Here is a 14261-nt window from a genome sequence, read left to right as displayed (position 1 = left end):
ATTCGTAGATGTAATAGTATGAAACGCTGCCTGACTTTTATCGCCATATTGGCCACTTCGTTAAATGTTTATTCAAACAAACCCGGCATTGATGCCTCGCCGGTTTTAAACAAAGTGTTGACCCGGTTGAACGGGTTGAAAACCGTTAGTTACACCTACAAAAGGATTATCGATTATCCTGGTGAATCTTATCACGACGAGATGACCGTTGATTCTTATCTTGAATTTAATCCGTCGGCGCAATTCATCGGCTTAAGGTACCAGTTTAGCAACAGCGGCCTGTTATCAATTTATAATGGCGCGGAAGGTTTTTATTGCAATAAAAAGGAAAAGACGATCGAAGTAAATTACTCGCCTAAGCTCAACGGGTTTAAAAATTCATCAAACCTTTTCAATTCATATCTTACCCTGAAAAATGCCTTGCCTGCAATTATTGCCGATAACAGCATTCCGAAGGCGTTATCCGACACTACAATAAGCGGGAAGCAGTTTTATGTGGCAGATATCACCCTTAAAAACGAGACACTAAACTCCCTGGGCGAATATGTGCATACCACAATGGAGCTAAAGTTTAGCTATAAGGTGATAATAGATAAGGCCACTTTTATGCCGGTAGAGGTTATCCAGCATACACTCAGCAATAAGGATATCACCAAAACACAATTCACGGACATCAACCTTAGCCCGGCTGAAAAATCGGAAACATCATGGTATTCATCCAGCTATGATGACTACAAATTGAAAAAGGATGAAAAAATTGAATTGATTAAGCCTGGTACCACAATCCCGGAAACACCACTTATCTACTTTAGCGATCAAAAAGCTGTGAAGTTGAGTGATTTTAAAGGCAGCGCCGTGCTGATTCAATTTTGGATAAAGGATTGCGGGCATTGTATAGAGGATGTGGATCCGTTAAATACGCTATACGCAAAATATAAAAGCAAGAACTTTAAGCTGCTGGCGGTAAATACACACGATACAAAAAATATGATTGGTCTTTTTATAAAAAACCATGGTATAAAATACGATGTGCTAACTGCGTCCAATGATATTGAAAAAAGCTGCGGGATTTCCGGCTTCCCGGCTATGGTGTTATTGGATAAAAGCGGAAAAGTAATTTATGCCGACTACGGGCTTAATGAAAAAAAGCTGGTATCTATTATTGAACAAAATCTCTAATCGATCAGTTTTTTGTCGCGGAGTTTATCCAGGTAGATCTCAATTTCCATATCGCCCATACCATAGATCTTTTCCGTTTTCCAGAATTCGAGGTAGATCTCCGGTTTTGTTTTGATACCGGAGTTATAGATGGTAAGCAGTTTTTGTTCGATATAATTTAACCCTTGTTCATTTAATTGCAGGCGTTTAAGATGTGCTTCTAATGCTGCCTTCAAAAAGTGCAGGCTGCCCCAAAAAACCGTTGCCGATAAAAAGGCACTTAAGCTTGACGCATCACCAGTTACGTACACCTTCCAGGCCTGCTGGGCAATTGCAAAATCCTCGGTGCTTAGCTGTTCGCGGATGTTATCATACAGGTATTCCAGTTCTTCGCCGTTTAGTTCGCCCATACCCCTGAAATCGTCCTTGCCGGGAAAATCGCCGGGACAGATCAAATAGATAGCAGGGGTGGAGAGGTCGGCTTTTTGTTCCAGGTAAGCCATAACGCCAAGCAAGTTTACCTGGCAATGCAGGTCAAACTCAAACCAAAGGTTGATCTCGTCATATTGTTCATTGAGTACGGAGAGTTGGTCGAGCATTTTATGCTGATAGCCTTCAGGGGTGTCATTGATCCATTCCTGCCGCGCGCGCCAGAAATGGGCCGATGAAATGTTTTCCTCCAAGGGGCCCTGCGAGAAGACCTCGCGCCAAACCATTACATCGCCGTCAAGGCCGGTTTGTTCAAAGCCATGGAGTGTTGAATCGCCGTTAAGGATATGGAGGATGTTCATTTTTTGAGCTTAAAGCAGAAAGCGTAAAGACCAAAGCTAAGATTTTGATCGCTGAATTGGTTGTAATTTGTTAATAATGATTTTGGGTTGATAATTGTTTGGAGCAACGCTTGTTTGATGGTGTTACGCACCTACGGCGCGGACTTATTTGTTTGTGCTTTTTCTACCAATATTTGGCCCCGCTGGGGCCGAACCGCGGCTTAACGCGGTAGCCTTGATGGCACCAGAGGTGCCCAATATTGGTAGCACTATTGATCACGCATTTCCCATCGGTATTTGACTCCACTGGGGTCCTGAAAACAAATTTGCCATCAACCTGATGGCACCATCGGTGCCCAATATTGGTAGAAAAACAATGTAAATAAATTTAGCGTGCCGGAGGTACGCAACCTATTGAAGCGATAATAATACGGTATTTAATTATTCCCCCAACAGCGCCCGCAAGCTTTCAATGGTATCCGCTTCCTCCTTTGGCTTATCGTGCCGCCATCTCAGGATCCGGGGAAACCTTAATGCAATGCCTGATTTATGCCGGGACGACTTATTTATCCCCTCAAAGCCAATCTCAAAAACCAGCTCGGGTTTTACCGTACGCACCGGGCCGAATTTTTCCAGCGTGTTGCGCTTGATAAAATAATCCACCTTATTGATCTCGGCATCGGTGAGGCCGCTGTAGGCTTTGGCAAAGGGTACCAGCTTGTCGCCATCCCAAACGGCAAAGGTATAATCAGTATACAGGTCGGCTCGCCTGCCATGCCCCTTTTGGGCATAGATCATCACCGCATCAACCGAGAGCGGATCAATCTTCCATTTCCACCAGTCGCCACGCTTGCGGCCAACCTGGTAGGTGGCGCTTTTGCGCTTCAGCATGATACCCTCAGCTATCATCGCACGCGATTGTTCCCTTGTTTTGGCCAGGTCATCCCATGTTTCAAAAGATATCAATGCTGACAGGCGGAAAATTTCGGGAAACGGCGTAGCCGCCTGTAATTCCTCCAAAATCAGCCGCCGTTCTGCTTGTGTTCTATTACGGATATCCTCGCCATTATATTCCAGGCAATCATAAGCAATTACGGCAACGGGGCTTTCCTCCAGGATCTTTTTAGTCAGGTTTTTACGCCCGATGCGCGTTTGCAAAACGTTAAAGGGCATGGGTAAGCCATTTTGGAAGCTCAGTAGCTCACCATCTATCACCGTTCCATCAGGTAGCGCGTTTAAAAATGGGTACAATTCCGGAAACTTATCGGTAGCCAAATCCTCGCCTCGACTCCAGATAAAGATCTCGCCGCCGCGTTTTATCAGTTGTGAACGGATGCCGTCCCATTTCCATTCCGCTTGCCATTCGCCCTCATCACCCAAAGCAATTTTCAACTCATCACTCGATTTTTGCTTTTCAGATGTTTCCTGGATTGGATAGGCCAGGAAGAAAGGATAAGGCCTGGATATATCGTCAGACGCGCTATCCTCATGCACCAGCTGCTCATAAGTATATGTTGCCGGCATCCAGCTACCCATAATCCGGTGCGTAAGGGCAGGCGCTTCAATACCGGTTATCTCTGCCAAAGCCTTCACCACCAAACTTTGCGACACGCCAACCCTGAAGCTTCCGGTAAGTAATTTATTAAACACAAAACGTTCGCTGGTATCCAGCATCGCCCATGAATCGAGCAGCCAGAGCTTTTTTTCTTCCTCAGTTTTATCACCCAGGGCATTTATTTCAGCAATCCATTCGGTAAGGGTTTTGCTGCTGCTGCCACGGTTTTGGGGCATTAGTAACGACATTGTTTCCGCAAGATCGCCCACTACATGATAACTTTCCTCAAATAGCCAGCCCGGAATGTTCGATGCCTCGATAGCCCAGTTACGCACAAGCGTTGAATTGATCTGCCGCTTAGGTTTTCTGCCTGAAAACAAAGCCAGCATGTGCATCTTATCCGTATCAGGTACGTTGTTAAAATAATCCTTTAAAACCTTAACCTTTTCGTTGGTTTTGTTGGTTTCATCGAGAGAAAGGAAAAGTTGAGCAAAAGCCTTCATGATAAACGCCCTCCCGCCTCACCTAAATCCTCTCCAAAGGAGAGGATTTGAACATCGCGCTTATCAGAACCCTCTCCTTTGGAGAGGGCAGGGTGAGGCACAGCGTGAACTTCCGGCTCTTCCTCCGGCACGCTACCAACCCCCTCATCATCCCCATAAAGCGTATGCACCTCGTGTGCATCAAAACCTATCTCATTTAAATACCTGGTAAAAGTTGCGGTGTAGCCATGTGTGAGGTAAACGCTGTCGCAACCGGTAGCATCAATAGCACTCACAAGACCGTCCCAATCGGCATGGTCCGATAATACAAAGCCGCGATCAGCCGCCCGCCGGCGTTTTGCGCCGCGGATGGCCATCCAGCCGGAACAATAACCAAAACTATACGGCCCGAACTTGCGCATCCAGGGTGTTCCTACTGACGATGGCGGCGCGAGGATGATCCCCTTCCGCACCTCTTCCTTTACCGATTCGGGTGTGATCCTGGTGGTTGGGTTCAATATAACGCCGTTGCGGCGCAGGGCCTCATTGGTGTTTTCAATAACACCATGTGTATACACGTTACCTATTGACAGATCCAGGTTTTGCAAAATGCGTTGTGCCTTACCTAGGGAATAGCCAACTATAACCGTAGCCAGGCCATGTTCCACATTGCTGCGCCACCAATTGTTTACATCGTTAAAGATCTCAACCTGCGGCTTCCATTGATAAACCGGCATGCCGAAGGTACATTCGGAGATAAAATGATTACAGCGCACCGGCTCGAATGGTGTGGAGATACCATCATCCTCGACCTTGTAATCGCCCGAAACCACCCAAACTTCACCCTGGTGTTCCACCCTGATCTGCGCCGACCCAATTACATGGCCCGCAGGAAACAGGCTGATTTGCACACCGTTTTTTATAACTGTTTCGCCGTATTCGACCGTTTGCAATTGAATTTCACCAAGTCGATAAAGCAATACTTCGCGCGACAGATGATGTGCCAGGTAATGCTTATGCCCCCAATAGGCATGGTCGGCGTGGGCATGGGTGATCACGGCATCGTCAACAGGCTTCCATGGGTCGATGTAAAACTTCCCTATGGCACAGTAAATTCCCTTGTCGGTAAACTCAAGCAGCGGTTTTTTGGGCATATATTAAATAACCTAAATATAATCAATTGGTTTTAAACCGGTGTTGCGCAATACCAAAACCATCCTTATGTAATACTTACGCTATTTGTTTTGCTTAAAATATAATTGCGGTATTTTAGCTGCTCAAAATACTTTTTTCAGCGTTCATGGCTTACAAATCAACATACCAGGCGGCAAGTGTGGCAGCGCCGGCAATAGAAGCTCATTTTATAAAGCTTTTGGCATCCGCCCTGCAGCAGGGCGGACAGGATTTGGCGCCTGAACCGTCTGCAAAGGTTATCGAAGCGATAATCGACCTGGCATTTTGGACGAGCCTGCGCCATGAAGAGGGCCGGTCGCCAAAGGTGTCGCTTACTTACCTGCCGCCGCAGCTTGCAGGGCAGCCGCTTATTTTTGAAGAACGTATTTTAGTTACACCGCATGTGCTTACCAAATTGGCGCCCGCGGTTGAACGCTCCGGCATACACCTGGGTGTTTGGGACGAAGATGGGGAATTATATGTTTGGGGCACCACCCGCTCTGTTCCCGATTGCAGCTTTGTGCTGGAGGTAGTTGAGTCAGGGTTGTTGGTTATTAAACACCGACGGATAAAAGGATTTGGCAAGTTTATAAATGTAGCTGTGATAAAGGGCGATGAAGTAAAAATAATTGACGAACACAGCAAAAGCCTGCCCGATTGCCCGGCGATGCTTACCTCGCTGCTGGATTATAACTCACCTACCGGTTGGAACGATTCGGTGAATGTATTAGTACAGCTGGCTGCATCTATGCGCCTGCATGGCCATGGGGGCACATTATTAGTCGTGCCAAACAATAGTGAAGCCTGGCGCGACTCCATCATCCATCCCATAACTTACCCGGTTACCCCGGCTTATGATGAACTTAAAAAGCTGATGAGCGAGGTAGTTAACGAACGCAGCATGATCCTCTGGCAGGAGGAAGTTAACCGTGCCGTTGACAGCGTGGCCGGCCTTACTGCCGTTGATGGTGCAACCATTATCACCGATCAACTGGAACTGCTGGCTTTTGGCGCAAAAATAGCACTGTCATCAAACGGGGTGCCGGTTGAACAAATACTGGTTACCGAGCCCGTTGTTGGCACCGCGCAATCCATCATTCACCCGGCACAAAATGGCGGTACCCGGCACCTTTCTGCGGCGCAGTTTGTTTTTGATCAGCGGGATGCCATTGCATTGGTATCATCGCAGGACGGCCGGTTTACCATATTTTCATGGTCGCCCTGCGAAAATATAGTGCACGCGCACTTTGTTGACTCGTTGTTGCTGTAAAAGTTTTTTAGATAGATGAGAACATGGTTTGCGCCGTATCTCCTAAAAGCGGGATAGGTTTTTTCTCACCCTGGATTGCTCCGATAAGCCCTATCACCCAAATAATAAAAAACGCAAGATCAACCAAACGCAAAAGCGAATACAGCGAGAGAAATCCGGTTGATAACCACACGGCAGCTAAAAAAATGCTAAGGCCCCATCTAACTACCATCCAGGCGATATGGAAAAGCAATGTTTGCCTGAGCTGGTAACTGCCTAAACTTGTTCTGTTGTTTTGATGAAATGCAAAATACGCAATAAGCCAGCCCACAATGGTAAAGTAGCTGATTATTCCAGCTGTTTTGCCATTGTCAGACGTTCCGAAATTGTTAACTGGTTCCATAAAAATTGAGGTTGGTTTATAATTGAAATTAAATGTAAATCAAATTATTATAACTTGTTCATTTAATGGCAAATAATTATGCAGCCTTAGGTTGGCAGATGCAGCGGCATATTCGGCAAACTTATGATCGATCAATCATTATTCCCAGGATGAATACTGTTCAAATAAATTAAAAGAACTTTTATTAAGTTATTTGGTTTAACTATTTTGTTGCCCGGTGCCTGCGTGTTTGCATCCATTTGCGGGCGACAATGAACCTTTGCAATTGAGGATTAATTTAAGTTTTATCGCGAAAACATCTACCAATGAGCCAACCAGCGCCGCTATTAAGTAACGAGCAATTATTACAGGTTTTATCCTCATCAAACAATGCAGTAGCTATTCATATCGGCGAAAATGCCGTAATACAATACGCCAGCGACCGGATGATCGCTATCTGGGGAAAGGACAGGAGTGTTATAGGTAAATCGCTGGAGGATGCGTTGCCAGAACTTAAGGGGCAGCCTTTTATTGACCTGTTTAAACAAGTTTGGAACGAGGGTATAACCATTAGCGGTACAAACACTGCGGCGCAACTTGTGATTGACGGCGAGCTGCATACATTCTATTTCGATTTTGAGTACAGGGCGGTAAAGGATGATCAGGATAAAACCTATTGCATACTTCATACAGCAACCGATGTAACCGAACGTTATTTAAATTCAGAACAGGTACAGAATCTAACGGAGGAGCTAAAGGCATCGAACGAAGAGCTTAGGGCAGCCAATGAAGAACTGAATGCTTCAAACGAAGAATTAAGTGAATCGCAGCAGAGCCTGCGTGAGGCGTATGAGGACCTGGCAGAAGGCGATCTTCGTTTTCGCAACATGGTTAAGCAGGCCCCGGTCGGTATCTGCATTATCAGGGCAAAGGACTTATTTATCCAGGAGGTTAATGACAGCTACCTGGAATTGGTTGGACGACAACGCATCGAATTGGAGAATAAAACCATTTGGGAAGCGATACCGGAAGCCGCTGCTACTTATGCGCCTGTAATGAACGAGGTGATCAGCAGCGGTGTGCCCTTTTTTGCAAAGGAACACGAGCTGATATTAACCAGGGACGGGGTGCCCGAAACAGTATTTGTTGATTTTGTATACGAGCCCATAAAAAACGATGGCAGCGTAACCGCAATAATGGTCTTAGCTATTGATGTAACTGATAAGGTTATTGCCCGGCATAGTGTTGAGGACATGGAAGAGCGGATAAGACTGGCTGTAGAAGCTGCGGAAACCGGGACATTTGACCTTGACCTTGTAAAGGGTATCATGCTTACTTCCGACAGGTTTAATACTATTTTTGGGTTCGACAGGCAGGTTTCATGGGAGATGTTTGCATCTGTAATTCATCCGGACGACCGTGGAAATCGCACTGCTGCGCATGAAGCTGCCTATAAAAACGGCAAACTTTTTTACGAAGCCCGGGTAATGTATAGTGATGGGTCAATTCATTGGATCCGGGTGCAGGGTAAGGTTTATTTTAAGGAAGAAAAGCCGGTGAGAATTTTAGGCACCCTGCTTGATATTACCGAGTTTAAGCGCCTGCAGCAACAAAAGGATGATTTTATAAGTATAGCAAGCCATGAACTAAAAACACCCATCACCAGCTTAAAGGCATCGTTACAATTGCTGGAAAGGGTAAAAAATGATCCCTCGTCTGAGTTACTGCCGAAGCTGATAGATCAGTCGAGCAGGAGTATGCATAAAATAAGTGCATTGGTTGAGGACCTGCTGAATGTTAGCAGGGCAAGTAAGTCAGAACTGCACCTTAACAAAACGATGTTTACCATTGCCGAAATGCTGGATGTTTGCTGCAACCATGTGCGTATTGCGGGGAAGCATGAACTTATTACCCAGGGCGACCGGCAATTGGAGGTTTATGCAGATGAGCACGGTATTGACCAGGTAGTGGTTAACCTGGTGAACAATGCGGTAAAGTATGCACCCGAATCGAAGGAGATCTATTTGATCGTATCGCGCGAGGGAGGCAAGGCTAAAATAGCGGTAAAGGATAGTGGACCAGGAATTCAGCCCGAGAAAATCCCACATTTATTTGATCGTTATTACCGTGCGGAGGCATCCGGCTTTCAAAACTCGGGGTTGGGATTGGGCCTGTTTATCAGTTCAGAGATAGTAAAGCGCCATGGCGGCGAAATTGGTGCGGAAAGTGAGTTGGGGAAAGGCAGCACCTTTTGGTTTACCCTGCCGCTAAAATAGAATATTCACCCCGGTGATAACAGTGTCTGTCAACCATAAAATTACGCATAGTCTTGAGTCCAAAGTCTTAAGTTCTGAGTCATAAAAACGCCAGATTTGACTTAAGACTTTGGACTAAAAACTGTTGACTTTACACCAGTGCACCGGGGGAATACAAAATATTAATTGAATTTTAAGTTTATATTTCCGCTTGATGCTCTTGCCGTAACGGCAATACCGCCACCGTTAATTTTTCCGTCAACACGATCTTTTTTCCATTCGCCGGTAAAGTTTGATGGCTGGTCGCTAACCTCATCAGCCCTTAAAGCAATGTCATAACCTTGTTTAGAAGGTAATTTAAGGTCGATATTACCAGAACTCGCGCTTAGTTTCAAATAGCTGCCGACGTGCTTCATTTCGGCGCGTAAGTCGCCGGCGCTGGTGCTGGCTTCCAGGCTGCAGCTTAATCCGCTCAAATCAATGCCGCCGCCAGATGTTATGGTATTTAATTCACCTTCAATATTCCTGCCTTCAATACCGCCACCGCTGGTGTGTGCAACAATATTTCCTTTTAAATCAAAAAGCTGCAAGCCGCCGCCCGACGTGATCAACTTTATTTTGCCGTTACAATTCCTGGCTTCAATGCCGCCACCGCTGGTCGACAGGTCAATATCTTCGCTTGAATTTGAAACCTCGATGCCACCACCCGAAGTACGGCCATGGATCATCCCGGTAAGGTGATCGATCTGCAAACCGCCGCCACTCGTTGAGAAGTTTTCAGTTCCACTAAGATTATCCAATTGGATCCCGCCGCCGCTGGTTGCTAAATGACTGGAGACCTGCTTTGGCACATAGATCTTAAACGAAATACTCATCTGGTTTCTCCAGTTGGAAAAGGTATGCTTGTTTTTTACTGTCGCGCTCAGTTCATGGCCGTTAACAGTTATGTTCATGTCATAATCCTCGGCAAGGCGTTTTTCTATTTCCTGCTTTGACAATTCCTTGTTGTTGTTTCCCCTGATATAAACCTCTATTCGCGGAGATTGGCCGGCCTCGCCGCTAACTTTAATGCCGCCTGCCGAGGTGCTTACCACAACGCTGTTGATGGCATCATTGGATAATGATTTTGTTAGGTAAGGTTTTTTGCCATCGTTATCCTGGGCTAGCGCCACAACGCTTTGGCAGGCTACTATGAATAAGGTTAAATAAGTTTTCATAAATTTAAGTTTGTTTATCTAACAGACTTAAAATTGTGTGGATGCGTTGCATGAAAAGCTAATTTTATTTTTAACGGAGCAGCAACTCATTCAATCGCTTTTATAACCCTGCAAGGGTTACCGCCGGCAAATACTCTTGCAGGGATATCTCGTGTTACTACGCTGCCCGCACCAATTACGGCTTCATCGCCGATGGTAACCCCGGGGCAAACAATAACACCTGCGCCAATCCAAACCCTGTTGCCAATGGTTATCGGCTTGCCTAATTCGGTGCCTGAAAAATTACGCTCTTCGGGATTAAGACTATGAGTAGCGGCAAGCAATTGCACTTTTGGGCCGCACATCACGTTATCACCAATGGTTACCGGCGCGACATCCAAAATAACGCAATCAAAATTCATGTAAAAATCCTTGCCTACCTTGATATTGAACCCGTAGTCACAATAAAACGGTGGTTCAATCCAGCTGCCTTTGCCGGTTTCGCCTAAAATACCTCGAAGCATATTGCTGATCTTATCTGCATCATACGTGGGTTCATTGTTATAAGGTGCCAGTTTTAGCCGTACCTCACGGCGCAAGGCTACCAGTTCAGGGTCATCTGCGCGGTATGGTTCACCGGCGATCATTTTTTCTTTCTCAGTCATATAATCAGGTCTTTACTTTTTGGCGCCGATAAATAATAATGCCATAATATCATAGTGGCAATTGTCTTGTTTGGCTGCCACTGAGTGGCTATCTTCATCAGCTGTTCCTTTGTTGTACCCGCCGGCAAATGCTTTACACGTTTCATCGCATTTACAGCCGCAAGATCGCCGACGGGAAAGATATCCGAATGCTGCAGCACAAACATCAGGTATACATCGGCCGTCCAGTTGCCGATGCCTTTTAGCGCTACTAATTTGGCGCGTACCTGGTCGTCGGGCATTTCTTCCAGTTCAGCGAGGTTAAGCTGCCCGCTTAATAAAGCCTCTGCCAAATATTTGATATAGCTTGTTTTTTGGCGACTGCAATAACACGCCTTCATTTCCTCATCGGTAAGCAGCAGCAACCTTGCGGGTGTTAACTGCTGCACGCGCTCCCTTAATTTATTTAACGCTGATAAGGCAGATGCCAGCGAAACCTGTTGCTCCAAAATAATATGCACCAAGGTCTCAAACGTATTTGGCCGCGACCAAAATGGCGGATAGCCATAGGTTTTTATAATAGCAGCCAGATCGGCATCAATGCTTCCGAGCTGATCGCAAATGGTGTGGTAATTATCGCGGATAAACTTATTGGTCATATCGTTGTTTTAAACTTACTAACTTTTTTAGGATTTAGCATTTAGTTTTCTGAAATTTACCCAAATGAATAACCTACCCCCATTAGCCGAGCGCATGCGCCCCAAAAACCTGGATGATTACGTGGGGCAAAAACATTTGGTGGGCAAGGGTGCGGTTTTACGGAAGGCCATTGAATCGGGCGCTTTGCCATCTATGATCTTTTGGGGGCCGCCGGGAGTTGGAAAAACCACGCTGGCCTATATCATCTCGCAAACTTTGGATCGGCCATTCTTTGCCTTGAGCGCCATCAACTCGGGTGTGAAGGATGTACGTGAGGTGATAGAAAAGGCATCGCTGCTTAAGGAAGAAGGCCAAATTCTGCCGGTATTGTTTATTGATGAAATTCACCGTTTTTCCAAATCGCAGCAGGACTCATTGCTGGGTGCGGTTGAGCGTGGCATCGTTACGCTGATTGGCGCCACCACAGAAAATCCATCATTCGAAGTCATCTCGGCTTTGTTGTCGCGATGCCAGGTGTATATCCTGCAGTCGTTAAATGAGGACGACCTGATGAGCCTGCTTGCTAAAGCGATGAAGGAGGATGAAGTGATCCGCAAAAAGAGCATCACCATAAAGGAAAACGAGGCGCTGTTGCGCTTATCAGGCGGTGATGCACGCAAGCTGCTCAATATTTTTGAGTTACTGGTAAATGGTTTCGACAGCAAAAAGATCACCATAACAAATGATGCCGTGCTGGAACACGTGCAGCAAAATATGGCACTGTACGACAAGACCGGTGAACAACATTATGATATCATTTCGGCCTTTATTAAATCCATGAGAGGAAGTGATCCTAACGGTGCCGTTTACTGGCTGGCTCGGATGATAGTCGGTGGGGAAGATCCTTTATTTATCGCACGCAGGATGCTCATCCTGGCATCAGAAGATATTGGTAATGCTAACCCAAATGCGTTGCTGCTGGCCCAAAGCTGCTTTGAGGCTGTGAATAAGATCGGGATGCCGGAGTCGCAGTTGATCTTGTCGCAAACGGCTATCTATTTGGCAACATCGGCCAAAAGTAATTCTGCCACTACTGCAATTGGTGCGGCGATAGCCATGGTAAGGCAAACCGGCGATCTGCCTGTGCCGCTGCACCTGCGCAATGCACCAACCAAGCTGATGAAAAACCTGGGCTATGGCAAGGACTATAAATATGCCCACAGCTACGATGGCAATTTTACCGATCTTGATTTTTTACCCGACGCCATCAAGGGAACCAAGCTGTATAATCCCGGCAATAATCCGCGCGAGTTTGAAGCAAAGGAAAAGCTAAAAAAACTTTGGGGCGACAGGTATAAGTATTAACCCACAGCTTGTTGATCGAATACCCCGTTTTTATAGTCACTGGTAAATTCCGCATAATTCTCCTTTACCTTCGCACAGTAAGCAACACAATATTTTAATAAAGCCTGCTGCCAATCGCTATTATCGCCAAAAGCTTTTAATTCATCGATAATTGCCGAACCATTCATGCCGCCGCTTCGCAACTGGGCAGAAGCGGTAAGCGCCGCCATATCATCAATCACCTGGTAAATATCGCGGTATTGGTCGCGGATCAGTTTAAACTTTATCGTGTCCTTAACGGGTTGTAATTCTTGTAACACATAAGGCTCGTCATGAAAAAGGGTTGCGCTTAACAACGAGGCGGATACATTTTGCATCCGCTGCTGTATGGCCAAAATCCTTTCCGCCTCTGATTGCCAGGCAGGTTGTTCCGCATTCGCGTAGGGAGATAGTGAAGACGGTCGCGATTGCTTCATATCAACCAATAAATATTTGTCCTTAGTGTTGGTGCTTTTTAGTAAAAACAGGTAGCGTTTTTGCCCGATGCTGCCCGTGCCCGCCAGGCGAAACACCGCGTCCTTAACCTTGTAGTTATAGGGACTGTCGCTGCTGTGTTCAATCCACTGTTGAATGTGATCCATCAGTACCAGCTTCAAATGTTTTTTTATTTTAAAATGGCGCTCGTCGTCAAGCGATAGTACTACCTTCTTTTTTTTCTTGTCCGTACGCTTCCTTAGTACTGCTATATATTTATTTTCAGCTGCCGCGGTTAAAAAATCGCACACTATTCCCCTGGCGGTCCGCGGCTCAATACTGGCTGCCTTTCCCTTGCTTAGGGCAGCGGCGTACGTTTTTATAAAAAGCTGCGTCATTTTATCTGCCTGCTCGGGAGCAATTTCCAACTCGTCGAAGGCAATGTAAATACTGGTGATCATCCTTGCCACTTCCCACAAAGCAGGCGCAAGAATACTTTCGTCAAAATCATTCAAATCAAAATAAACCAGCTTATTATCCGCCTTGTAGCTGCCGTAGTTTTCCAGGTGCAGATCGCCGCAGATCCAGGTTAGCGGCGACGCCGGGAATTTTTTAACAGACGACAGGTCCTCATAAAACAGGTGACAAGTGCCCCGGTAATAGCGAAAAGCGTTTTCAGTCATTGCTTCATACTTCAGCTTTACCATTTCGGGCAGCAGGTCTTTATTGAATAGTTTTAATCGTTCGGAAAGTTTGGACATTTGTTTTAACGAATAGTGGTATTAATACACTAAAAGGATAGGAATAGTTTGAAAGAATTTATGGTATTCTGCTGCATTTTCCGCCAACCTGTAGAATAAGGCTACAATTTTACTTTAGGCGGGTCTTTATTAATCGTTTGATTTTAAGTTAGATAATCACCTGTTCGGTGTTGTGGCAC

Annotated in this window: 12 protein-coding genes; 4 read left to right on the top strand and 8 right to left on the bottom strand. The window is 45.8% G+C overall.

The genetic code is table 11. From position 1 onward, the window contains the following. Window positions 1-18: 18 nt before the first annotated feature. Entirely contained in the window at window positions 19-1179 is a 1161-nt protein-coding gene (locus KXD93_RS17370) for a TlpA family protein disulfide reductase (protein ID WP_258138569.1), read from the top strand. Here KXD93_RS17370 and KXD93_RS17365 read toward each other — a convergent pair. The 3 genes from KXD93_RS17365 to KXD93_RS17355 all read right to left on the bottom strand — a co-directional run bounded on the left by KXD93_RS17365 (window position 1176) and on the right by KXD93_RS17355 (window position 5119). Then, on the bottom strand, window positions 1176-1949 hold the full coding sequence (locus KXD93_RS17365) for a DUF1835 domain-containing protein (RefSeq protein WP_258138568.1): 774 nt from the start codon (window positions 1947-1949) through the stop codon (window positions 1176-1178). The two genes, KXD93_RS17370 and KXD93_RS17365, sit on opposite strands and share 4 nt — an antisense overlap. A 420-nt stretch (window positions 1950-2369) precedes the next feature. Continuing rightward, window positions 2370-3986: an ATP-dependent DNA ligase gene (locus KXD93_RS17360; RefSeq protein WP_258138567.1), complete on the bottom strand. Its 1617-nt coding sequence runs from the start codon at window positions 3984-3986 to the stop codon at window positions 2370-2372. Continuing rightward, complete coding sequence (locus KXD93_RS17355) at window positions 3983-5119, bottom strand: ligase-associated DNA damage response exonuclease (RefSeq protein ID WP_258138565.1); 1137 nt, start codon at window positions 5117-5119, stop codon at window positions 3983-3985. Before KXD93_RS17355 ends, KXD93_RS17360 begins: the two co-directional genes overlap by 4 nt. A 146-nt stretch (window positions 5120-5265) precedes the next feature. Here KXD93_RS17355 and KXD93_RS17350 point away from each other — a divergent pair, with 146 nt between their 5' ends. Next, window positions 5266-6408: a putative sensor domain DACNV-containing protein gene (locus KXD93_RS17350; protein WP_258138564.1), complete on the top strand. Its 1143-nt coding sequence runs from the start codon at window positions 5266-5268 to the stop codon at window positions 6406-6408. Between the two features lie 7 nt (window positions 6409-6415). Here the strand turns inward: KXD93_RS17350 and KXD93_RS17345 are convergent, their stop codons facing one another. Continuing rightward, complete coding sequence (locus tag KXD93_RS17345) at window positions 6416-6790, bottom strand: hypothetical protein (RefSeq protein ID WP_258138562.1); 375 nt, start codon at window positions 6788-6790, stop codon at window positions 6416-6418. A gap of 305 nt (window positions 6791-7095) precedes the next feature. On the opposite strand from KXD93_RS17345, the gene KXD93_RS17340 reads away from it, so the two are divergent. Continuing rightward, window positions 7096-9045: a PAS domain-containing sensor histidine kinase gene (locus KXD93_RS17340; RefSeq protein WP_258138561.1), complete on the top strand. Its 1950-nt coding sequence runs from the start codon at window positions 7096-7098 to the stop codon at window positions 9043-9045. 161 nt (window positions 9046-9206) lie between these two features. On the opposite strand, the gene KXD93_RS17335 is transcribed toward KXD93_RS17340, so the two are convergent. The 3 genes from KXD93_RS17335 to KXD93_RS17325 form a co-directional block, all read right to left on the bottom strand. Then, a complete protein-coding gene (locus KXD93_RS17335; RefSeq protein WP_258138560.1) occupies window positions 9207-10241 on the bottom strand; it encodes a DUF4097 family beta strand repeat-containing protein in 1035 nt (344 codons plus the stop codon). Between the two features lie 86 nt (window positions 10242-10327). After that, a complete protein-coding gene (locus tag KXD93_RS17330; RefSeq protein WP_258138559.1) occupies window positions 10328-10885 on the bottom strand; it encodes a sugar O-acetyltransferase in 558 nt (185 codons plus the stop codon). Further along, window positions 10882-11523 (bottom strand): DNA-3-methyladenine glycosylase family protein, encoded by a 642-nt coding sequence (locus KXD93_RS17325; protein ID WP_258138558.1) that lies wholly within the window; start codon window positions 11521-11523, stop codon window positions 10882-10884. The genes KXD93_RS17330 and KXD93_RS17325 overlap by 4 nt, the downstream gene beginning before the upstream one ends. A gap of 64 nt (window positions 11524-11587) precedes the next feature. Between KXD93_RS17325 and KXD93_RS17320 the strand changes: the two genes are divergently transcribed. Then, window positions 11588-12868, top strand: coding sequence for a replication-associated recombination protein A (locus KXD93_RS17320; protein ID WP_258138557.1), 1281 nt, complete (start codon window positions 11588-11590; stop codon window positions 12866-12868). Here KXD93_RS17320 and KXD93_RS17315 read toward each other — a convergent pair. After that, the gene (locus KXD93_RS17315) at window positions 12865-14082 is read right to left on the bottom strand and encodes a DUF2252 domain-containing protein (protein WP_258138556.1); all 1218 of its coding nucleotides are present in this window, start codon (window positions 14080-14082) and stop codon (window positions 12865-12867) included. The genes KXD93_RS17320 and KXD93_RS17315 overlap by 4 nt on opposite strands. Between the last annotated feature and the right edge of the window lie 179 nt (window positions 14083-14261).

Source organism: Mucilaginibacter phenanthrenivorans (assembly GCF_024721155.1).
In the GTDB taxonomy this organism is placed as follows: domain Bacteria; phylum Bacteroidota; class Bacteroidia; order Sphingobacteriales; family Sphingobacteriaceae; genus Mucilaginibacter; species Mucilaginibacter phenanthrenivorans.
The sequence above is the reverse complement of the archived record's forward strand: the minus strand, read 5'-3'. Positions and strand labels throughout refer to the sequence as shown.

Excerpts from the sequence above, each read along its gene's own strand:
- KXD93_RS17370 (WP_258138569.1), top strand. The coding sequence starts at position 19 with ATGAAACGCTGCCTGACTTTTATCGCCATATTGGCCACTTCGTTAAAT.
- KXD93_RS17365 (WP_258138568.1), bottom strand. The coding sequence starts at position 1,949 with ATGAACATCCTCCATATCCTTAACGGCGATTCAACACTCCATGGCTTT.
- KXD93_RS17360 (WP_258138567.1), bottom strand. The coding sequence starts at position 3,986 with ATGAAGGCTTTTGCTCAACTTTTCCTTTCTCTCGATGAAACCAACAAA.
- KXD93_RS17355 (WP_258138565.1), bottom strand. The coding sequence starts at position 5,119 with ATGCCCAAAAAACCGCTGCTTGAGTTTACCGACAAGGGAATTTACTGT.
- KXD93_RS17350 (WP_258138564.1), top strand. The coding sequence starts at position 5,266 with ATGGCTTACAAATCAACATACCAGGCGGCAAGTGTGGCAGCGCCGGCA.
- KXD93_RS17345 (WP_258138562.1), bottom strand. The coding sequence starts at position 6,790 with ATGGAACCAGTTAACAATTTCGGAACGTCTGACAATGGCAAAACAGCT.
- KXD93_RS17340 (WP_258138561.1), top strand. The coding sequence starts at position 7,096 with ATGAGCCAACCAGCGCCGCTATTAAGTAACGAGCAATTATTACAGGTT.
- KXD93_RS17335 (WP_258138560.1), bottom strand. The coding sequence starts at position 10,241 with ATGAAAACTTATTTAACCTTATTCATAGTAGCCTGCCAAAGCGTTGTG.
- KXD93_RS17330 (WP_258138559.1), bottom strand. The coding sequence starts at position 10,885 with ATGACTGAGAAAGAAAAAATGATCGCCGGTGAACCATACCGCGCAGAT.
- KXD93_RS17325 (WP_258138558.1), bottom strand. The coding sequence starts at position 11,523 with ATGACCAATAAGTTTATCCGCGATAATTACCACACCATTTGCGATCAG.
- KXD93_RS17320 (WP_258138557.1), top strand. The coding sequence starts at position 11,588 with ATGAATAACCTACCCCCATTAGCCGAGCGCATGCGCCCCAAAAACCTG.
- KXD93_RS17315 (WP_258138556.1), bottom strand. The coding sequence starts at position 14,082 with ATGTCCAAACTTTCCGAACGATTAAAACTATTCAATAAAGACCTGCTG.